At 68.0% G+C, this 16,133-nt stretch carries 11 protein-coding genes; 7 read left to right on the forward strand and 4 right to left on the reverse strand.

What is annotated here, in order from left to right:
- Nucleotides 1-227: 227 nt before the first annotated feature.
- The 4 genes from mfd to ACS8YF_RS00605 are packed head-to-tail and all read right to left on the reverse strand — an operon-like array spanning nt 228 to nt 6,107.
- Nucleotides 228-3,719: a transcription-repair coupling factor gene (gene mfd, locus ACS8YF_RS00590; RefSeq protein WP_440848277.1), complete on the reverse strand. Its 3,492-nt coding sequence runs from the start codon at nt 3,717-3,719 to the stop codon at nt 228-230.
- Between the two features lie 54 nt (nt 3,720-3,773).
- The gene (locus ACS8YF_RS00595; protein WP_440848278.1) at nt 3,774-4,658 is read right to left on the reverse strand and encodes a carbon-nitrogen hydrolase; all 885 of its coding nucleotides are present in this window, start codon (nt 4,656-4,658) and stop codon (nt 3,774-3,776) included.
- Nucleotides 4,651-5,694 (reverse strand): agmatine deiminase family protein, encoded by a 1,044-nt coding sequence (locus tag ACS8YF_RS00600; protein ID WP_440848279.1) that lies wholly within the window; start codon nt 5,692-5,694, stop codon nt 4,651-4,653. The genes ACS8YF_RS00595 and ACS8YF_RS00600 overlap by 8 nt, the downstream gene beginning before the upstream one ends.
- Nucleotides 5,691-6,107: a hypothetical protein gene (locus tag ACS8YF_RS00605; RefSeq protein ID WP_440848280.1), complete on the reverse strand. Its 417-nt coding sequence runs from the start codon at nt 6,105-6,107 to the stop codon at nt 5,691-5,693. The genes ACS8YF_RS00600 and ACS8YF_RS00605 overlap by 4 nt, the downstream gene beginning before the upstream one ends.
- Before the next feature lie 71 nt (nt 6,108-6,178).
- Between ACS8YF_RS00605 and ACS8YF_RS00610 the strand changes: the two genes are divergently transcribed.
- The 7 genes from ACS8YF_RS00610 (at nt 6,179) to ACS8YF_RS00640 (ending at nt 14,968) form a co-directional block, all read left to right on the forward strand.
- A complete protein-coding gene (locus ACS8YF_RS00610) occupies nt 6,179-7,429 on the forward strand; it encodes a lipoprotein-releasing ABC transporter permease subunit (protein WP_440848281.1) in 1,251 nt (416 codons plus the stop codon).
- Nucleotides 7,422-8,132, forward strand: coding sequence for a lipoprotein-releasing ABC transporter ATP-binding protein LolD (lolD, locus tag ACS8YF_RS00615; protein WP_109994367.1), 711 nt, complete (start codon nt 7,422-7,424; stop codon nt 8,130-8,132). Before ACS8YF_RS00610 ends, lolD begins: the two co-directional genes overlap by 8 nt.
- A 407-nt stretch (nt 8,133-8,539) precedes the next feature.
- Nucleotides 8,540-10,831 (forward strand): DNA internalization-related competence protein ComEC/Rec2, encoded by a 2,292-nt coding sequence (locus ACS8YF_RS00620; RefSeq protein ID WP_440848282.1) that lies wholly within the window; start codon nt 8,540-8,542, stop codon nt 10,829-10,831.
- 129 nt (nt 10,832-10,960) lie between these two features.
- Nucleotides 10,961-12,730 carry a lipid A export permease/ATP-binding protein MsbA gene (gene msbA, locus ACS8YF_RS00625; RefSeq protein ID WP_440848283.1) on the forward strand — a complete coding sequence of 590 codons (1,770 nt, stop codon included), beginning with the start codon at nt 10,961-10,963 and terminating at the stop codon, nt 12,728-12,730.
- A complete protein-coding gene (lpxK, locus tag ACS8YF_RS00630; RefSeq protein ID WP_440848284.1) occupies nt 12,727-13,722 on the forward strand; it encodes a tetraacyldisaccharide 4'-kinase in 996 nt (331 codons plus the stop codon). Before msbA ends, lpxK begins: the two co-directional genes overlap by 4 nt.
- Nucleotides 13,719-14,462, forward strand: a complete 744-nt coding sequence (kdsB, locus tag ACS8YF_RS00635; protein ID WP_440848285.1) for a 3-deoxy-manno-octulosonate cytidylyltransferase — start codon at nt 13,719-13,721, stop codon at nt 14,460-14,462. Before lpxK ends, kdsB begins: the two co-directional genes overlap by 4 nt.
- Nucleotides 14,459-14,968, forward strand: coding sequence for a low molecular weight protein-tyrosine-phosphatase (locus tag ACS8YF_RS00640; protein WP_440848286.1), 510 nt, complete (start codon nt 14,459-14,461; stop codon nt 14,966-14,968). Before kdsB ends, ACS8YF_RS00640 begins: the two co-directional genes overlap by 4 nt.
- The last annotated feature ends 1,165 nt before the right edge of the window (nt 14,969-16,133 follow it).

A 16,133-nucleotide genomic window follows, 5' to 3' on the forward strand; every position in this document is an offset into this window, starting at 1 on the left:
CGCGATTGTTCACGCACCCGAAGCAGCCGTGCCTTGATCTTCTTTAATTTGCGCTCATTCGCGTGCATTTGCGGACAAAATGTCGTTGCTTATTCAGCCCGCTGAATATCGTACATAATCAAGCGCACCAATGATGACCGGAGTTCGGTGCTGAATTCGCCTCCGGCGTGTCGGTGTCGTGTTGATCGGCGTCCATTTGCGGATTTTTCCGTTGCACAACGAGCGATCTAGCCGGCGACCGCTTCCTCGGCTTCGTTGACCCGCGGCGCGCCCAGTTTCTCCAGCAGTTCGGCCACGCGCTCGACGCGGGTCGGCATGTCGGGCATGTCGCGGAAGAACACGAGCTTGGCGTCGCCTTCCAGCCGGTAGGCCTTCGGGTCGGCCTGGACCAGCGTGATCAGCGTGGCCGGGTCGACCTTGCTGGCCTTGCCGAAATGCAGGCGCCCCACGTCCGGGCCGGCCTCGAGCTTGGCCAGGGCCAGCGGCGCGGCCTGGAGCTTGAGTTCGGTTGCCGCGAACAGATTCTCCGCCGGCTCCGGCAGCAATCCGAAACGATCGATCAATTCGATCTTGAGCTGGCGCAGGGCGGCGCCGTCCTTGGCCGCGCTGATGCGCTTGTACAACACCAGGCGCATGTGCACGTCCGGAATATAATCCTCGGGCAACAGGGCGGCCGCACTGAACTCCACTTCCGTGGCGCCCATGAGCTCGTCGGCATCGGCATCCGGCACTTCGCCGCGCTTGTAGGCCGCCACCGCGCGGTCGAGCATCTGGCGATACAGATCGAAGCCGATTTCCTGGATCTGGCCGGACTGGCCTTCGCCGAGCAGTTCGCCGGCGCCGCGGATCTCCAGATCGTGGGTCGCGAGCGCGAAACCGGCGCCCAGATCGTGCAGCGAGGCCAGCGCGTCGAGCCGCTTCTGGGCATCGGCGGTCATCGAGACATCGTCGGGCGTGAGCAGATAGGCATAGGCCCGGTGATGCGAGCGTCCGACCCGGCCCCGCAGCTGATGCAGCTGGGCCAGGCCGAAGGTATCGGCGCGGTCGATGATGATGGTGTTCGCGCTCGGTACGTCGATGCCGGATTCCACGATCGTGGTGCACAGCAGAATATCGAAGCGGCGGTGATAGAAATCGAGCATCACCTGTTCGAGTTCGCGCTCGTGCATCTGCCCGTGGGCGATGCGGATGCGCGCCTCGGGCAGCAGCTCGGCCAGATCGCGTGCCTTGCGCTCGATATCGGCGACCTTGTTGTGCACGTAATAGATCTGGCCGCCGCGACGCATCTCGCGGCGCGCGGCTTCCTGCAGCAGCACGCCGTCGTATTTCGACACGAATGTCTCGATCGCCAGCCGCGACTCGGGCGGCGTGGCGATGATCGACAGATCGCGCAGGCCCGACAGGCTCATATTGAGCGTACGGGGAATGGGCGTGGCGGTGAGCGTGAGCAGGTCGACCTGGGCACGCAGGCTCTTGATGCGCTCCTTGTGGCGCACGCCGAAGCGATGCTCCTCGTCGACGATCAACAGCCCCAGCTTCTTGAAGCGGATGTCCTTCGCCAGCAGGCGATGCGTGCCGATCACGATATCGAGCTTGCCGTCGGTCATCTCCTCGAGCAGGGTGTCGCGCTGCTTGGAGGTGCGCATGCGCGACAGCGCGCCGATTCTCACCGGCCAGTCGGCGAAGCGGTCGGCAAAGCTCTGGTAATGCTGCTGGGCGAGCAGGGTGGTCGGCACCAGCACCGCCACCTGGTAGCCGGACGACACGGCCACGAACGCCGAGCGCAGCGCGACCTCGGTCTTGCCGAAGCCGACGTCGCCGCAGACCACCCGGTCCATCGGCGTGGCGCGCGACAGATCGGCCATGACCTCGTCGATGGCGCGCTGCTGGTCCGGCGTCTCCTCGAAAGGGAACTGGGCGGCAAACTTCGCGTAATCGGCCTCGTCCGGCGTCATCGCGACGCCGGGGGCGGATTCGCGCTTGGCCTGGATCTCCAGCAGATCGGCGGCGGTGTCACGGGCCTGCTGGGCCGCTTTCTTGCGCGCCCTGGACCAGCGGTCGTTGCCGAGCCGGTGCAGCGGCGCGGTTTCAGCATCGCCGCCGGTGAAGCGATGCACCAGATGCAACGAGGACACCGGCACGTACAGCAGGTCGCCGCCGGCATATTCGATGGTGACGAATTCATTCTCGACGCCGCCGGCGGCGAGCTTGATCAGGCCCTGATAACGCCCGACGCCGTTGTCCTGATGCACCACCGGCGCGCCGGGGGCGAGATCGGTGAGCTCGCGGATTGCGGTTTCCGGATCGCGCGCCGGCGCCCGGCGGCGTTTCTTGGCCGGCGGTCTGGCGCCCGTGAGCTGGCTTTCGGCAATCACCGCGAGGCCGTCGGTGGCCAGTACGCAACCGGCCTCCAGCGGCGCGGCGGTTACCGCGATGCGCTTGTTGCCGCGGCTGAATTCGTCCCAGTCCTCGACCCGCGCCGGGGCCAGCCCCAGTTGGGTGAGCCAGTCGCGCATGGCTTCGCGGCGGCCGGCGGAATCGCCGGTGATCAGAACGCGGCCTTCGAATGACTCGAAGAATGTCTGCAATGCACGCCCGGTCGCCGCGACGTCGGCACCGGCCAGCCTGGGTACGGGTTGGGCGGCGAAGACGGCATCGCCGTCATCGTCGTCGACGATACGCGCGCCGGTGAGTGCGTCGAACGCCGACTTGAGGGTGGCGGGTTCGATGAATGCTTCGTCGGGCGGCAGAATCGGGCGTTCCGGATTCACCCCGCGTTGTTCGTGACGATCGGCGATCGCGGCCCAGGCCGAGTCCAGTGCGGCCGCGACATCGCCGAGTTCCACCAGGCAGGCGTTGCCCGGCAGGTAATCGGTGAGTGCCGAGACCTGGTCGAAGAACAGCGGCAGATAGGATTCGATGCCGCCCGGCGGGATGCCGCGGGAGATATCGCGATAGATGGCGCTTGCGCCCGGATCGCCGTCGAACCGTTGCCGATAGCGCTGGCGGAATGCCTTGATGGCGTCGTCGTCGAGCGGGAACTCGCGCGCGGGCAGCAGGCGGATCGAGTCGATCTTCTCGGTCGAGCGCTGGGTCTCGGGGTCGAAGGCGCGGATGGTCTCGATTTCGTCGTCGAACAGGTCCAGCCGGTAGGGCTGGTCCGACCCAGTCGGATACAGATCCATCACCGCGCCGCGGATGGCGAATTCGCCGTGCGTGCGGACTTCCGACACCGCGGCATAGCCGGCGGCTTCCAGGCGCTCGCGCAGGGCATGGAAATCCAGCCGTTCGCCGACCGCGAACGCCATGGCGCGGCCATCGACGAAGGCGTGCGGCGGCAGCGGCTGGAGCAGGGTATCCGCGGCCACGATCACGATGCCGCGGCCCATGGACGGCAGCCGGAACAACAGCGACAACCGCTGCGAGACGATGTCGGCGTGCGGCGAGAATACGTCGTAGGCCAGCGTTTCCCAGTCCGGGAAATGATGCACGGGCAGGTCCGCCGCCGCGAAGAACTTCAGTTCGTCTTCCAGCCGATACGCGCGATGTTCGTCGGCGACCACGGCCACGGTCAGCCCCGGTCGCTGGGCGGCGACCGAGGCCAGGGCCAGCGCGCTGGCCGCGCCCGCGAGCCGACTCCAGCGCGCGGCCGCGCCGGGGACGAGCGCCGGCGGCGACAGCGGGCTGGGCGCGGCGATTTGAGGTGTGCTGGCTACCATGAGAGGGCGCGGATTATTGCATAGGGGCGAATGTCGCGGCGAGCCGCGACCCGGTCAGTCACGAAAGCGCCGGGTCAGGTCGCCGAAGGCATCGATGCGGCGGTCACGGAAGAACGGCCAGATACGCCGCAGCGTCTCGGTGTGATGCAGGTCGAGGTCGGCGATCAGTAGTTCGGGCATTTCGCCGGCCTCGGCCCGCGTCTCGCCCTGTGGCCCGAATACGAAACTGTGGCCCCAGAAACGGATCTCGGTGCCGTTATCGCCTTCCACGCCCACCCGGTTGGAGGTCACCACCGGCAGGTGGTTGGCGATGGCATGGCCGCGTTGCACGCCCTGCCAGGCGCCGAGCTGACGCGCCTGCTCGGCGGCGTCGTCGGTGGCGTCATCCCAGCCGATCGCGGAAGGATAGATCAGCAGCTCGGCGCCGGCGAGCGCCATCAGCCGCGCTGCCTCCGGATACCACTGGTCCCAGCAGACGAGAACACCCAGCCGGCCGATCGAGGTGTCGATCGGCGTGAAGCCGAGATCGCCCGGCGTGAAATAGTATTTTTCGTAGTATTCCGGGTCGTCCGGGATATGCATCTTGCGATAGCGCCCGGCCAGCCGGCCGTCGGCGTCGAGCACCACGGCGGTGTTGTGATACAGCCCGGGCGCGCGCCGCTCGAACAGTGAGGCCACCACCACCACGCCCGCCTTTTCCGCCGCCGCCGCCAGACGCTGGCTGGACGGGCCCGGGATGGGCTCGGCGTAATCGAAGATCGCCGGATCCTCGCGCTGACAGAAATACGGCGTGTTGTGCAGCTCGGGCAGCAGCACCAGACGGGCGCCGCCGCGAGCGGCCTCGGCGATGTAGCGCTCGGCCGTGGCGAGATTGGTCTCGACGTCGTCGGTGCAGGCGTACTGGGCCACGGCGACGGTCAGGTTGCGGGCATCAGGCATGGTCGGGCTCGGCGGGGATCTGCATGGCCGCACAGTGCAGCCCGCCATGCTGGCGGATCAATGCACGGCTGTCGATGCGGATGATCTCTCGATCGGGAAAGCAGTGACCGATGATCGCCGCCGCCTCGGCGTCGGCCGGGTCATCGAAAGCCGGCACCAGCACGCAGCCGTTGGCGATCAGGAAGTTGGCGTAGCCGGCGGGTAGTCGATGGCCGTCCTCCGGGTCGTATCGGGGCGCGGGCAGCGGCAACTCGATCAGTTTGTAAGGGGCGCCGTTGGCGTCGCGCAGCGCCGCGAGTTCGCCGGCCATGGCCGCGAGATCGGCGTGGTGTGCGTCGGCCGGATCGGCGCAGCCCTGATGCACGATGGTGTCGGGGGCGACGAAGCGGGCCAGGGTGTCGATGTGGCCGTCGGTGTCGTCGCCGATGAGGTTGCCGTGGGCGAGCCAGTGGATGGTGCGGGCGCCCAGGGTACGCGCGAGCAGCCGTTCGGCGTCGGCCCGCGTGAAGCCGGCGTTGCGCTCACCGGCGAGCAGGCAGCGCTCGGTGGTCAGGATCGTGCCGCGGCCATTGGATTCGATGCTGCCGCCTTCGAGCACGGCGGTGTGGTGTTCGGGGTCGCCGGGCCCGAGCGCGCCATCGGCATACAGCGCAGCCGTGAGCGCATCGTCACGCGCGGCTTCGAACTTGCCGCCCCAGCCGTCGAAGCGGAAATCCACGAATCGGCGCCGGCCGGCCTCGTGCACGGTGACCGGGCCGGTGTCGCGTGCCCAGATATCGTCGGCGGGGCAGGTCGCGATCCGGATGCCGGCGAGCGGCGCGTCGTCATGACGGCTGCGCGCCCGGATATCAGCCGCGCAGTCGTCGTCCGGCGCCACCAGGACCACGGGCTGGAAACGAAGCAGGGCGCTGGCCATCGCCGCAACGGTGTCGCGCGCGGCCGTCACGCCGTCGCCCCAGTCGCCGTTCGCGCGCGGCCAGACCAGCAGGGTGGCGCCTTGCGGCGCCCATTCGGCGGGTAGGTGGCGCGCCGTCACGGCCGGACGGCCTGGAGCTGATCGACGTGGTACAGCGGTTCGGGGTGGTTCGGTATCACGGTATGGATCACGCGGTTGTCTTCGAAGTAGACATGGTAGCGGTGGTAGTTCCAGCGCGTGATCGGCGGACGCCCGACCGGGCCGCGGCGTGAGCGCGGCGGCCCGAATCGGGCGCGGACCGCCGCCATGGTCTGGCCGCGGTGCGGCAGGTCGCCGTAAGCGGGCGCGGCCGAAGCGCGCGGCGCGACGGGACGGCGGGGCTGTGCGCGTCCGGACTGGGTTGTGTTCGTCGTGCCGTCTTCCGGGCTGGCATAGTCTGCGGCGAAGGATGCGCCCGTGGCGGTTGCGGTCAAAACATAGAGAATCGCGATCTGAAGCCATCGGGTGCGAAATGTTCCTCGCGGTATGTCCATGCTTTTCCCACCACCGGAGCACGCGATGCGCGGCTGTGCCGATCGTTGTCTGTGTGATTTAATGCGCGGCCATGTTTAGACCACTCGAACTGGCGCTGGGCCTGCGCTACACGCGCGCCAAGCGGCGCAATCATTTTATATCGTTCATCTCGTCGATATCGATGGGCGGGATCGCGCTCGCCGTGATGCTGCTGATCACCGTGTTGTCGGTGATGAACGGGTTCGAGTCGGAGCTGCGCAATCGCATCCTCGGCATGGCCGCGCACGTCGAGATCCAGGCCAACAACGGCGCGCTGCAGGGCTGGCAGGATCTGCGCAAGCAGGTCGACAAGCGGACGCCGCAGCTGGTGGCCTCGGCGCCGTATGTCTCCGGCCAGGGCATGGTGCGCAGTGGCCGTTCGATCTCCGGCACGCTGATTCGCGGCGTGGTGCCCAAGCGCGAGAAGGATGTCTCGGATGTGGCCAGTCATATGGTGGCGGGATCGTTCGATTCGCTGCAGGGCGGCACTTACAACATCATTCTGGGTGTCGATCTGGCCAATCAGCTCGGTGTGGGTGTGGGCGACAATGTCGATCTGCTCATCCCCGAGGCCAACGTCACGCCGGCCGGCATCGTGCCGCGCTTCCGGCGGTTTCATGTCTCCGGCATTTTTTCCGTCGGCATGTACGAATACGACAGTGGCATGGTCCTGATCTCGATGAAGGACGCCCAGACGCTCTATCACATGGGCGACGGCGTGACCGGGCTGCGGCTGCGGCTCAAGGACATGTTCAAGGCGCCGCAGGTCTCGCATCGGCTGTCGCAAATCCTGCCGTATCGCTATCGCGTGACCGACTGGACCCAGCAGAATGCGAACTTCTTCCACGCCATCGCGACCGAGAAGACGATGATGTTCATCATTCTCTCGCTGATCATCGCGGTGGCGGCGTTCAATATCGTGTCCATGCTGGTGATGGTGGTCACCGACAAGCAGGGTGATATCGCGATCCTGCGCACGCTGGGCATGAAACCGAAATCGGTGATGGCGATCTTCATGGTCCAGGGCATGCTGATCGGGGTGATCGGCACCGCGATCGGCGTCGTCCTCGGCGTGCTGCTGTCGATCTACATGGTCGATATCGTGCCGTTCGTGGAGAAGGTGCTGCACACTAACCTGCTGTCGGCCGATGTCTACTACATCAGCCAGCTCAAGGGCGAGCTGCACGAGGCGGACGTGATCCGCATCTCGTGTCTGTCGCTCGTGCTGTCGTTCCTGTCCACGTTGTATCCGGCCTGGCGGGCGGCGCGCGTGCAGCCGGCGGAGGCGCTGCGCTATGAGTGACAACCCTGCGGATTTCGTGCTCTCGGCGAGCCGCCTGAGCAAGACCTTCACCGAAGTGCGCGAGCCGATCACGGTGCTCGACGGTGTGGATCTGGATGTCGCGCCCGGCGCGCGTATCGCGGTCATCGGCGCCTCGGGCTCGGGCAAGTCCACGTTGCTGCATTTGCTCGGCGGGCTCGACGTGCCCACCACCGGCACTGTGCATATCGCCGGCCAGGACATGACGCGCCTGTCCGATGCCGCTCGTGGCCGCCTGCGCAACGAGAAACTGGGATTCATCTATCAGTTCCATCATCTGCTGCCGGAACTGACCACGGTGGAAAACGTGGCCATGCCGCTGATGCTCCGCCGTGGACCGAATGGCCCGGCGCTGACCCGTGCACGTGAGCTGCTGGAGAAGGTGGGTCTCGGCGCGCGGCTGGAGCACAAGCCGACCGAACTGTCCGGCGGTGAACGCCAGCGCGCGGCCGTGGCGCGGGCGCTGGTGACCCAGCCCGCCTGTATCCTGGCCGATGAGCCGACCGGCAATCTGGATCACCGCACGGCGGCGAGCGTGTTCGATCTGATGCTTGAGCTGAACGCCGATCTCGACACCAGTCTGGTCATGGTGACCCACGATCGGCAGCTGGCCCAGCGCATGGACCAGATCTGGACGCTCACCGATGGTCACCTGGCCCCCGCCGAGCTTTCCGAGTTGGTGTGATCGCCGCGGTCTGACCCACTCGGGCGGCCCGGTCCATGCGCCGTTCGGTGCCGTCCCGGCTGGTACCGACCGCGGCGTCGCGCTAGTCTCGATCCCGGAACGGCCGCGCAGCGGCTAGTGTCCTGTCACGGGTATTTTGTCGCATTCAGCGAGGCGGCGCGCGTTCGTGGCAAGGCGCGCCGCGCCGGCCAGGGCATCCCCCTGGCCAAACGGCGCAACGCCGTCCACGGGCGCGCACCGCCTCGCCCCGCACCCGATATCCCGAAGGGAACGCCTGTGCGCGCCCATCACCGCGTTGCACTCCTTTGCCATAGGCACGCTATGGCGCAGTCGCGCGCCTTGTGCTGGGCCCGCACAGGCGTTCTGAATACGGCAAAATACCCGTGACAGGACACTAGGGGGAAGTGATGGGCCATGGGCCGACCGGCTCGCTGGCGTGGTTTGCCGTGTTCGACGATGTCCGGCTGATCGCCGTCGCCGGCGTGGCGGCCGTCACGGCCGTGTATCAACTGCCCGAACTGCCCAGCCCGGCCTGGTTGCTGGCCCCGCTGCTGCTTTGTATGGCCCGGTTCCCCGGCCGCGCATTATTGGCCGTCGTCGGCACGATGGCGGCCTGGAGCCTGATTCAGGCGCACCACGCCATGGCCGATCGCCTGCCGGCGGCGGCCGATGGCGAGATCGTGTGGTTGACCGGTCATGTGGTCGGTCTACCGGAGGCCGGGCGTTATCGCACACGCTTCGAGATGGCGACGAGCAACCCGGCCCGGCGGCTGCGCCTGTCGTGGTACGGCAAGCCGCCGGCGCTGGCCCCCGGCGATTGCCTGCATGTCCGGGCCAAGCTGTCGACGCCGCACGGCTCGGCCAACCCGGGCGGTTTCGACTACAGCGCCTGGCTCTGGCGCCAGGGGATCGACGCCACCGGCTATGTCCGCGATTCCGCCGCATGCCATGCGGCACCGGTCTGGAGCATCGATCGACTGCGCCATGCTGCGCTGCAACGCCTCGCGCCCATCCTGCAACAGCGGCCCATGCGCGGCCTGATCGAGGCGTTGTCGCTGGGCGTGCGGCAACACATCACCGATGCCCAGTGGGCGACGCTGCGCGCCACCGGCACCACGCATCTGGTGGCGATATCGGGCCTGCATATCGGCCTGATCGCGGGCCTGTTGTTTGCCGTCGCCCGCTGGCTGACGCTGCGTACGCCCGCGGCGCGGCAGGCGCGGCGTGTGGCCGCCGTGGTGGCAATGGCCGGGGCCGTCGGCTATGCCGCGCTGGCCGGCTGGGCGCTGCCCACCCAGCGCGCGGTGATCATGGCGGCCGTATTGTTGGCTGCGGTGGTGGCCGAACGCGATATCGGCGCCAGCCGGGCGCTGGCCTGGGCGGCGTTGATCGTGGTGCTGTGGCATCCGGCCTCGGTGATCGCGCCCGGGTTCTGGCTGTCGTTTGCGGCGGTCGCATGGTTGATCTGGATCGCGACCCTGGTGGACGGGGCCTGGTGGCGCAAGGCGCTGTACTTCCAGCTCGGTCTGGTGGCCGTGCTGATGCCGCTCACGCTCTGGTTCTTTGGCCAGGCGTCGCTGGTGGCGCCGCTGGTCAACGCGCTCCTGATCCCGGCGGCCAGCCTCGCGGTACCGCTCGTGCTCTTGGGCGGGGTCGCCGCGCTGGTGGCGCCGGCCGGTGCGGGCGGCTGGTTGCTGGCCAAGATCGCCGCGGCGCTGGCCGCGCTGTGGCCGGGTCTGGAATGGGCGGCGCAATGGCCGCTGGCGTCATTCCATCACGTGCTGCCGGGCGGGCTGGCGCTCGTCCTTGCCATCACTGCCCTGTTGCTGGCGGCCGTGCCGGTGCCGTGGCGAATTCGTGCGCTCGGCGCAATGCTCATTCTGCCGGCGGTCATTGGTTGGCGCCCGTCCGGTCAGGCCATCGCGCCCGGCCGTTTTCGCCTGACCGTGCTCGATGTCGGACAGGGGCTGGCGAGTGTGGTTCGCACCGCGCATCACACGCTGGTGTTCGACGCGGGACCGGCGTACCGCACAGGTTTCGATGCCGGCGCCATGATCGTGCTGCCGTATTTGCGCCAGGTCGGGCGGCTTGAAATCGACCGGCTGCTGATCAGCCACGGCGACATGGATCATGTCGGCGGCGCAGCGGCGGTCATGGCGCAGGCTGAGGTATTGCATCGCCAGGGCGCGCACAGCGGGGATCCGTGCCGCGCCGGTCAGCATTGGCGGTGGGACGGTGTGGATTTCGACCTGCGCTATCCCAGCGAGGCCGAAGCCGCCGACGCACATGACAGCAATGAGTATTCCTGTGTGCTGCGGATTCATGCGCCGGGCGCGAGTGTGCTCATGACCGGCGACATCGAGGCCCCGGGCGAGCGGGCGCTGCTGGAGCGGGAAGGCGAAGCGATCGCGAGCGATGTCCTGGTGGTGCCGCACCATGGCAGCACGACCTCGTCTTCGCCGGCATTCATCAACGCAGTGGACCCGGCGGTGGCGCTGGTATCCGCCGGCTGGCACAACCGCTGGGGGTTCCCGCGGCCGGCGGTGGTGTCCCGCTATCGAGCGCGCGGCATCGAGCTGTTCAATACCGCGACCGCCGGGGCGCTGGAGGTGGCGTGGCCGGCGCCGCATGCGCCGCGGGTGACGCGTTGGCGCTGGCAGCACCGTCGTTTCTGGCAGCAGCCGCGGCCCGGCGGGTAGCCCCTCGGCAACTGCATGATTATCATGCGCGTTCACGGCAGCGGCCGTGGGAGCGGCCATGGCGAGCCATGCAGCGGCTCGTCCGAGCCAGCCGGCTGCCGCGAGCCGGGGCGACAGGGAGCAGTCCAGTTGGCGCGCAACAGCATCGAAACCGATATGCCGATCGGGGAAATCTATCCTCGTCTGCTGCGCTACACCTGGCGCTACAAGCACTGGCTGGCTTTCGCGGGCGCCGGCATGGCGGTGTACGCCGGTGCCGACACGGCCCTGATCTATATCCTCAAGCCGCTGCTGGACGGCAGCATCGTGCATCGCGATCCGTGGATGATCCGCTGGATCCCGGTCTTCATCCTGGGCCTGTTCGTCGGTCGCGGCATCGCCGGCTTCGTGGCCAGTTATTGCATGGCCTGGGTCGCCAACCACGTGGTCTACAACGTGCGCTCGGACGTGTTCGAGAAGTTCCTGCGCCTGCCGGCGAGTTTCTTCGACCGTCATACCACCGGCCGCACGACGGCGATGCTGACGTATTACACGAGCCAGATCTCCGGGGCGGCCACCAGCGCGATCACCATCGTCATCCAGGACACCCTGCGCATCGTGGGGTTCACGCTGCTGATGTTCTGGGTCAACTGGTCGCTGGCGCTGATCACGCTCCTGGTGGGCCCGATCATTGCGTTGATCGTCAATCATGTGTCGAGGCGATTCCGGCGCTACAGCGCCACCATTCAGCAGTCGATGGGCGACATCACGCACATCAGCGAGGAGGCGCTGACCGGCCAGCGCGTGGTCAAGGTCTTCGGTGGCGAGGACCAGGAGCGCGATGCGTTCGAGCGGGTCAACCGCCGCAATCGGCAGGTGTCGATGCGCAAGGCCACCACGAGCGCGGCGAGCATACCGGTGATTCAGTTCATTGCGGCCATTGCCATTGCGTTCGTGGTCGCGGTGGCGGTGCACAACACCGGCGGCGGCGTGATGACGCCGGGCGATCTGGCCACCTTCTTCGGCGCCATGATGGGGACGATGGGCCCGATCAAGCGCCTCACCGGGGTCAATGCCACGATTCAGGCGGGGATGGCGGCCGCGGGTGCGATTTTCGAATTGATCGACGAGCCGGGCGAGCCCGACCGCGGCACGCGCCGCCTGGCGCGCGCCGCGGGCCGGATCGATGTGGCGAATGTATCATTTCGTTATCCGGGCGGTGATCACGACGTGCTGGACGACATCAGCTTCCATGTGGAACCGGGGCAGACGGTGGCGTTCGTGGGCCGCTCGGGTAGCGGCAAGTCGACGCTGCTGTCGTTGCTGCCGCGCTTCTACGATATCCAGACGGGGCGGATCGCACTCGACGATGTGCCCATTGCGGACTACCGGCTGGCCGACTTGCGGCGCCAGATCAGCCTGGTCGACCAGAACGTGGTGTTGTTCAACGACACGATTGCCGCCAACATCGCCTACGGCGCGCTCGGCGACACCCGGCGCGGGATGATCGAAGACGCCGCGCGTCGCGCCTACGCGGCTGACTTCATCGAATCACTGCCCGCGGGCTACGACACGCTTGTGGGGCAGAACGGCCTGATGCTCTCCGGCGGCCAGCGGCAGCGTGTGGCGATCGCGCGCGCGCTGCTCAAGAATGCCCCGATCCTGATCCTCGACGAAGCCACCTCGGCCCTGGACACGGAGTCGGAGAAGGCGATCCAGAAGGGGCTCGACAACCTCATGCGCGATCGCACCACCCTGGTGATCGCGCATCGCCTGTCGACCATCCAGGATGCCGACCGCATCGTGGTGATGCACGATGGCCGGGTGGTCGAGCAGGGCAGCCACGCGGAACTGATGGCGCATGCCGGTCATTATCGGGGCCTGCACGACATCCAGTTCGCACGTCCGGACGGGGCGTGAGCCGATCGCGGTGGTCGGTAGCGATCGAGCGGCGCTGGTATGGTGCGCATGCGCCCTGGGCGCTGGTGCCGCTGGCCGTACTCTACGGCATGATCGTGGCCGGCCGCCGGATGGCGTACCGGCGGGGCTGGCGGGCCGCGCAACGCGTGGCGCGGCCGGTGCTCGTGGTGGGCAACATCAGCGTCGGCGGCAGCGGCAAGACGCCGCTCACACTGGCCGTCATTGCACGCGCGCGCGCGCTCGGGCTGCGCCCCGGGCTGGTCGCGCGCGGCTATGGCGGGCACGCCGCGCATTATCCGCTGACGGTACGCGCCGACACGCGACCCGCCGAGGGCGGCGACGAGCCGGTCCTGATTGCACAGCGCGCCGGCATCCCGGTGGTGGTCGATCCGGACCGGGTGGCCGCGGCGCGGCATCTGATCGCCGGGCACGATGTCGACCTGGTCATTGCCGACGATGGCTTGCAGCACTATCGGCTGGCGCGCGACGCCGAGATCGCCGTGCGGGACGCGCGCCGCGGCTATGGTAACGGCTGGCTGCTGCCGGCCGGGCCCCTGCGCGAGCCGACAAGCCGTCTGGCTCGGGTCGATCTGGAGTGTGTCCAGGGCGCGGGTCGCGATTTCTGGCTCGAGCCGGGCCGGGCGCGTTCGCTGCGCGATGGCCGGATGGCGGCGCTGGAGAGCTTTCGCGGCACGACGGTGCATGCCGTGGCCGGCATCGGCGAGCCGGCGCGATTTTTCGATATGCTCGAAGCCGCCGGTCTCGACGTGATTCGGCATGCCGCACCCGATCACCATCGTTACCGGCGCGCCGATCTCGCGTTCGGCGACGATCGGCCCGTCTTGATGACCGAAAAGGATGCGGTGAAATGCACGCGCTTCGGCGACCGCGACCTCTGGGCCGTGCCGGTCACCACGCGCTTGTCGCCGGATTGTACGAACGACATCGATGCGTTACTGCGGCGCATCGTTCCCATGCAGGAGCACGAATGAATTTTCACGTCGTCATTCCGGCCCGACTGGCCAGTACGCGTCTTCCGGGCAAGGTGCTGCGCGAGATCGCGGGCCGGCCGATGGTCGAGCACGTCTGTCGGGCCGCGTCGGCGAGTTCCGCGGCTTCGGTGATCGTGGCGACCGATTCGGCGGAAATCGCGGCGGCGGTCGAGCGGGCCGGCGCGCGGGCGGTCATGACGCGCCCGGAGCACAGCTGTGGGAGTGATCGCATCGCGGAGGTGGTGGCAGGGGCGCAGTGGGCGGCCGACGCGATCGTGGTCAATGTGCAGGCGGATGAGCCCATGATGCCGCCTGCCTTGATCGATCAGGTGGCACAGGCGCTGCACGACGATCCCGGCGCCGCGATGGCCACGGCCGCGACGCCGATTGCCAGCGCCGAGGATTTTCGCAACCCGAACATCGTGAAGGTGGTGGCCGCGAGAGGACGCGCGCTGTATTTCAGCCGGGCGCCGATTCCCTATCACCGCGACAGCGGCAACACCGCCTTCGAGGGCGCGGCCCAGCGCCATCTCGGCATCTACGCCTACCGGGTCGACGCCCTGCGGACCTTCGCCGCCACCGCGCCCGGTTTTCTCGAGCGCCATGAATCGCTGGAGCAGCTGCGCGCCTTCGATATCGGGCTGCCGATCGCATTGGTTGATGCCGTGGCCCTGCCGGGGCCCGGGGTCGACACCGAAGCCGATCTCGCCCTCGTGACACAGCGGATGCAGGGCGCATGAGCGGGCTCGAGAACAACGCCGAAATGCGTGTCCTGTTCGTGTGCCTCGGCAATATCTGCCGATCGCCCACGGCCGAAGGCATCATGAGACGCCGCCTCGACGCGGCGGGTCTGGCCGGGCGTGTGGTGGTGGATTCCGCCGGCACCGGGCCGTGGCACGTGGGGGAGCCGCCGGATCGGCGCGCCATGGCGGCGGCCGCTGCCCGCGGCTACGATCTCAGCCGCCTGCGCGGGCGGCAGGTATCGCCGGTCGATCTGGCGGCCTTCGATTATGTGATTGCCATGGATGAGAGCAATCGGGCCGATCTTCGGGCCATGGCCGATGGTCGTCGCGAATTGCTGGACAGAATCGTCCTGCTCGGCGACTTCAGCGCCGAATACCGGGGCCAGCCCGTGGGCGACCCGTATTACGGCGGCGCGGGTGGATTCGATCGTGTACTGAACATGATCGAAACCTGTATCGAGGGGCTGATCGTCGATATCAGCGGGCGTCTCGTCGCACGCTGAGCCCGACCGGGCAACCGGCCCGCGCTTGCCGCTATTGAAACAGGCGCTCAAGGGGCCGGCTGCGTGCTATGTCTCGTTACGTCAATTCATCGTCTGGTGTCGGTGCCTTGCCGTGCCGCGCGCGGCACGCGGCACGACAAGGCAGGCCCGATGCCGGGCGCGAACCGATGCAACGGCCATCTGCCCCGCGATCAGCGGGGCTTTTCCGGGCTTTCGTCTGCCTTGTCCGCAGACGCGGCCGGGGTATCGTCCGGCTGGGTTTTCTCGCCGTCCTGCGTCGTGGTCCCGGCTTCGGTATCGGCTCCGTGCGCGGCGTGCGGCGCCTGCTCGGAACGCGTTTCCACCTGCGTCAGTTCGGGCTCGGCGGGGGACGCCGCCTCAACGACCGCCGATGCCGCGACGCGCGTGGCAGCGGCGGCAACCGGTTCGTCGTCGGCCGACGCGGTCGCGGCCTCATCGTGCGCCGCCTCGGTCGATGCGTCGGCGACGCGGTCTTCGGTCTCGGGCTGCGATGTCGCCGCCGCACTGGTTTCGACCTGCTGCAGGCGGGCGCGCTCATCGTTGCCCGGTTGCGTAGCGCCGGTCGGCGACGCGGTGTCGGACGCATGCCCGGCTTCGTCTGCTTTCACCTCGTGGGCGTTCGTGGCCGGCGTCACGTCATCAACGCGTGCCGACGGGGTCTGCGAAGCGCTCGACGCGTCCGGCGTGGCGGCCGTGGCCGGGGTGTCGACCGGTTTGCCGGCGGCCTCGCCCGACTCGGACACGGCGGCCGACTCCTCGGCGCTGGCAGCCGGCGCTTCCTGCGGCGTCTTGTTCGGCTCGGCCGGCGCGGCGGCCTGGCCATCCGTGTCCTCACTGGCGGCCGCCTTGCTGGCGGTCGAACGCCGACGTTTCGGCTTGCTCTTGCGTGGCTTGTCGGCAATCTCGCTCGAATCCGCCGTCGTGCCGTCGTCCTGGCCGGCGGCCGGCGCGCTCGGCGCGTCTTCGCCCGGGGTAGCGTCCGCCGTATCGGCGGCGCTCGAAGCCTTGGCCCGCCGGCGGCGTTTGGGCTTGTCCGGCTTGCCACCCTCGGGTTCGGTTTTCGGTGCCGCGGGGGTGTCGTTGTCATTCTGGCTGGCGCTGCGGGCGTTATCGCTCGCGGTCACGGCCGACCAGGGCTTGTCCT

The sequence above is a fragment of the Salinisphaera sp. SWV1 genome (assembly GCF_052044155.1).
In the GTDB taxonomy this organism is placed as follows: Bacteria; Pseudomonadota; Gammaproteobacteria; order Nevskiales; family Salinisphaeraceae; genus Salinisphaera.

Coding starts and splice junctions, on each gene's coding strand:
- ACS8YF_RS00595 (WP_440848278.1), bottom strand. CDS start 4,658: ATGCCTGATGCCCGCAACCTGACCGTCGCCGTGGCCCAGTACGCCTGC.
- ACS8YF_RS00620 (WP_440848282.1), top strand. CDS start 8,540: ATGGGCCATGGGCCGACCGGCTCGCTGGCGTGGTTTGCCGTGTTCGAC.
- ACS8YF_RS00640 (WP_440848286.1), top strand. CDS start 14,459: ATGAGCGGGCTCGAGAACAACGCCGAAATGCGTGTCCTGTTCGTGTGC.
- lolD (WP_109994367.1), top strand. CDS start 7,422: ATGAGTGACAACCCTGCGGATTTCGTGCTCTCGGCGAGCCGCCTGAGC.
- ACS8YF_RS00605 (WP_440848280.1), bottom strand. CDS start 6,107: ATGGACATACCGCGAGGAACATTTCGCACCCGATGGCTTCAGATCGCG.
- mfd (WP_440848277.1), bottom strand. CDS start 3,719: ATGGTAGCCAGCACACCTCAAATCGCCGCGCCCAGCCCGCTGTCGCCG.
- ACS8YF_RS00610 (WP_440848281.1), top strand. CDS start 6,179: ATGTTTAGACCACTCGAACTGGCGCTGGGCCTGCGCTACACGCGCGCC.
- kdsB (WP_440848285.1), top strand. CDS start 13,719: ATGAATTTTCACGTCGTCATTCCGGCCCGACTGGCCAGTACGCGTCTT.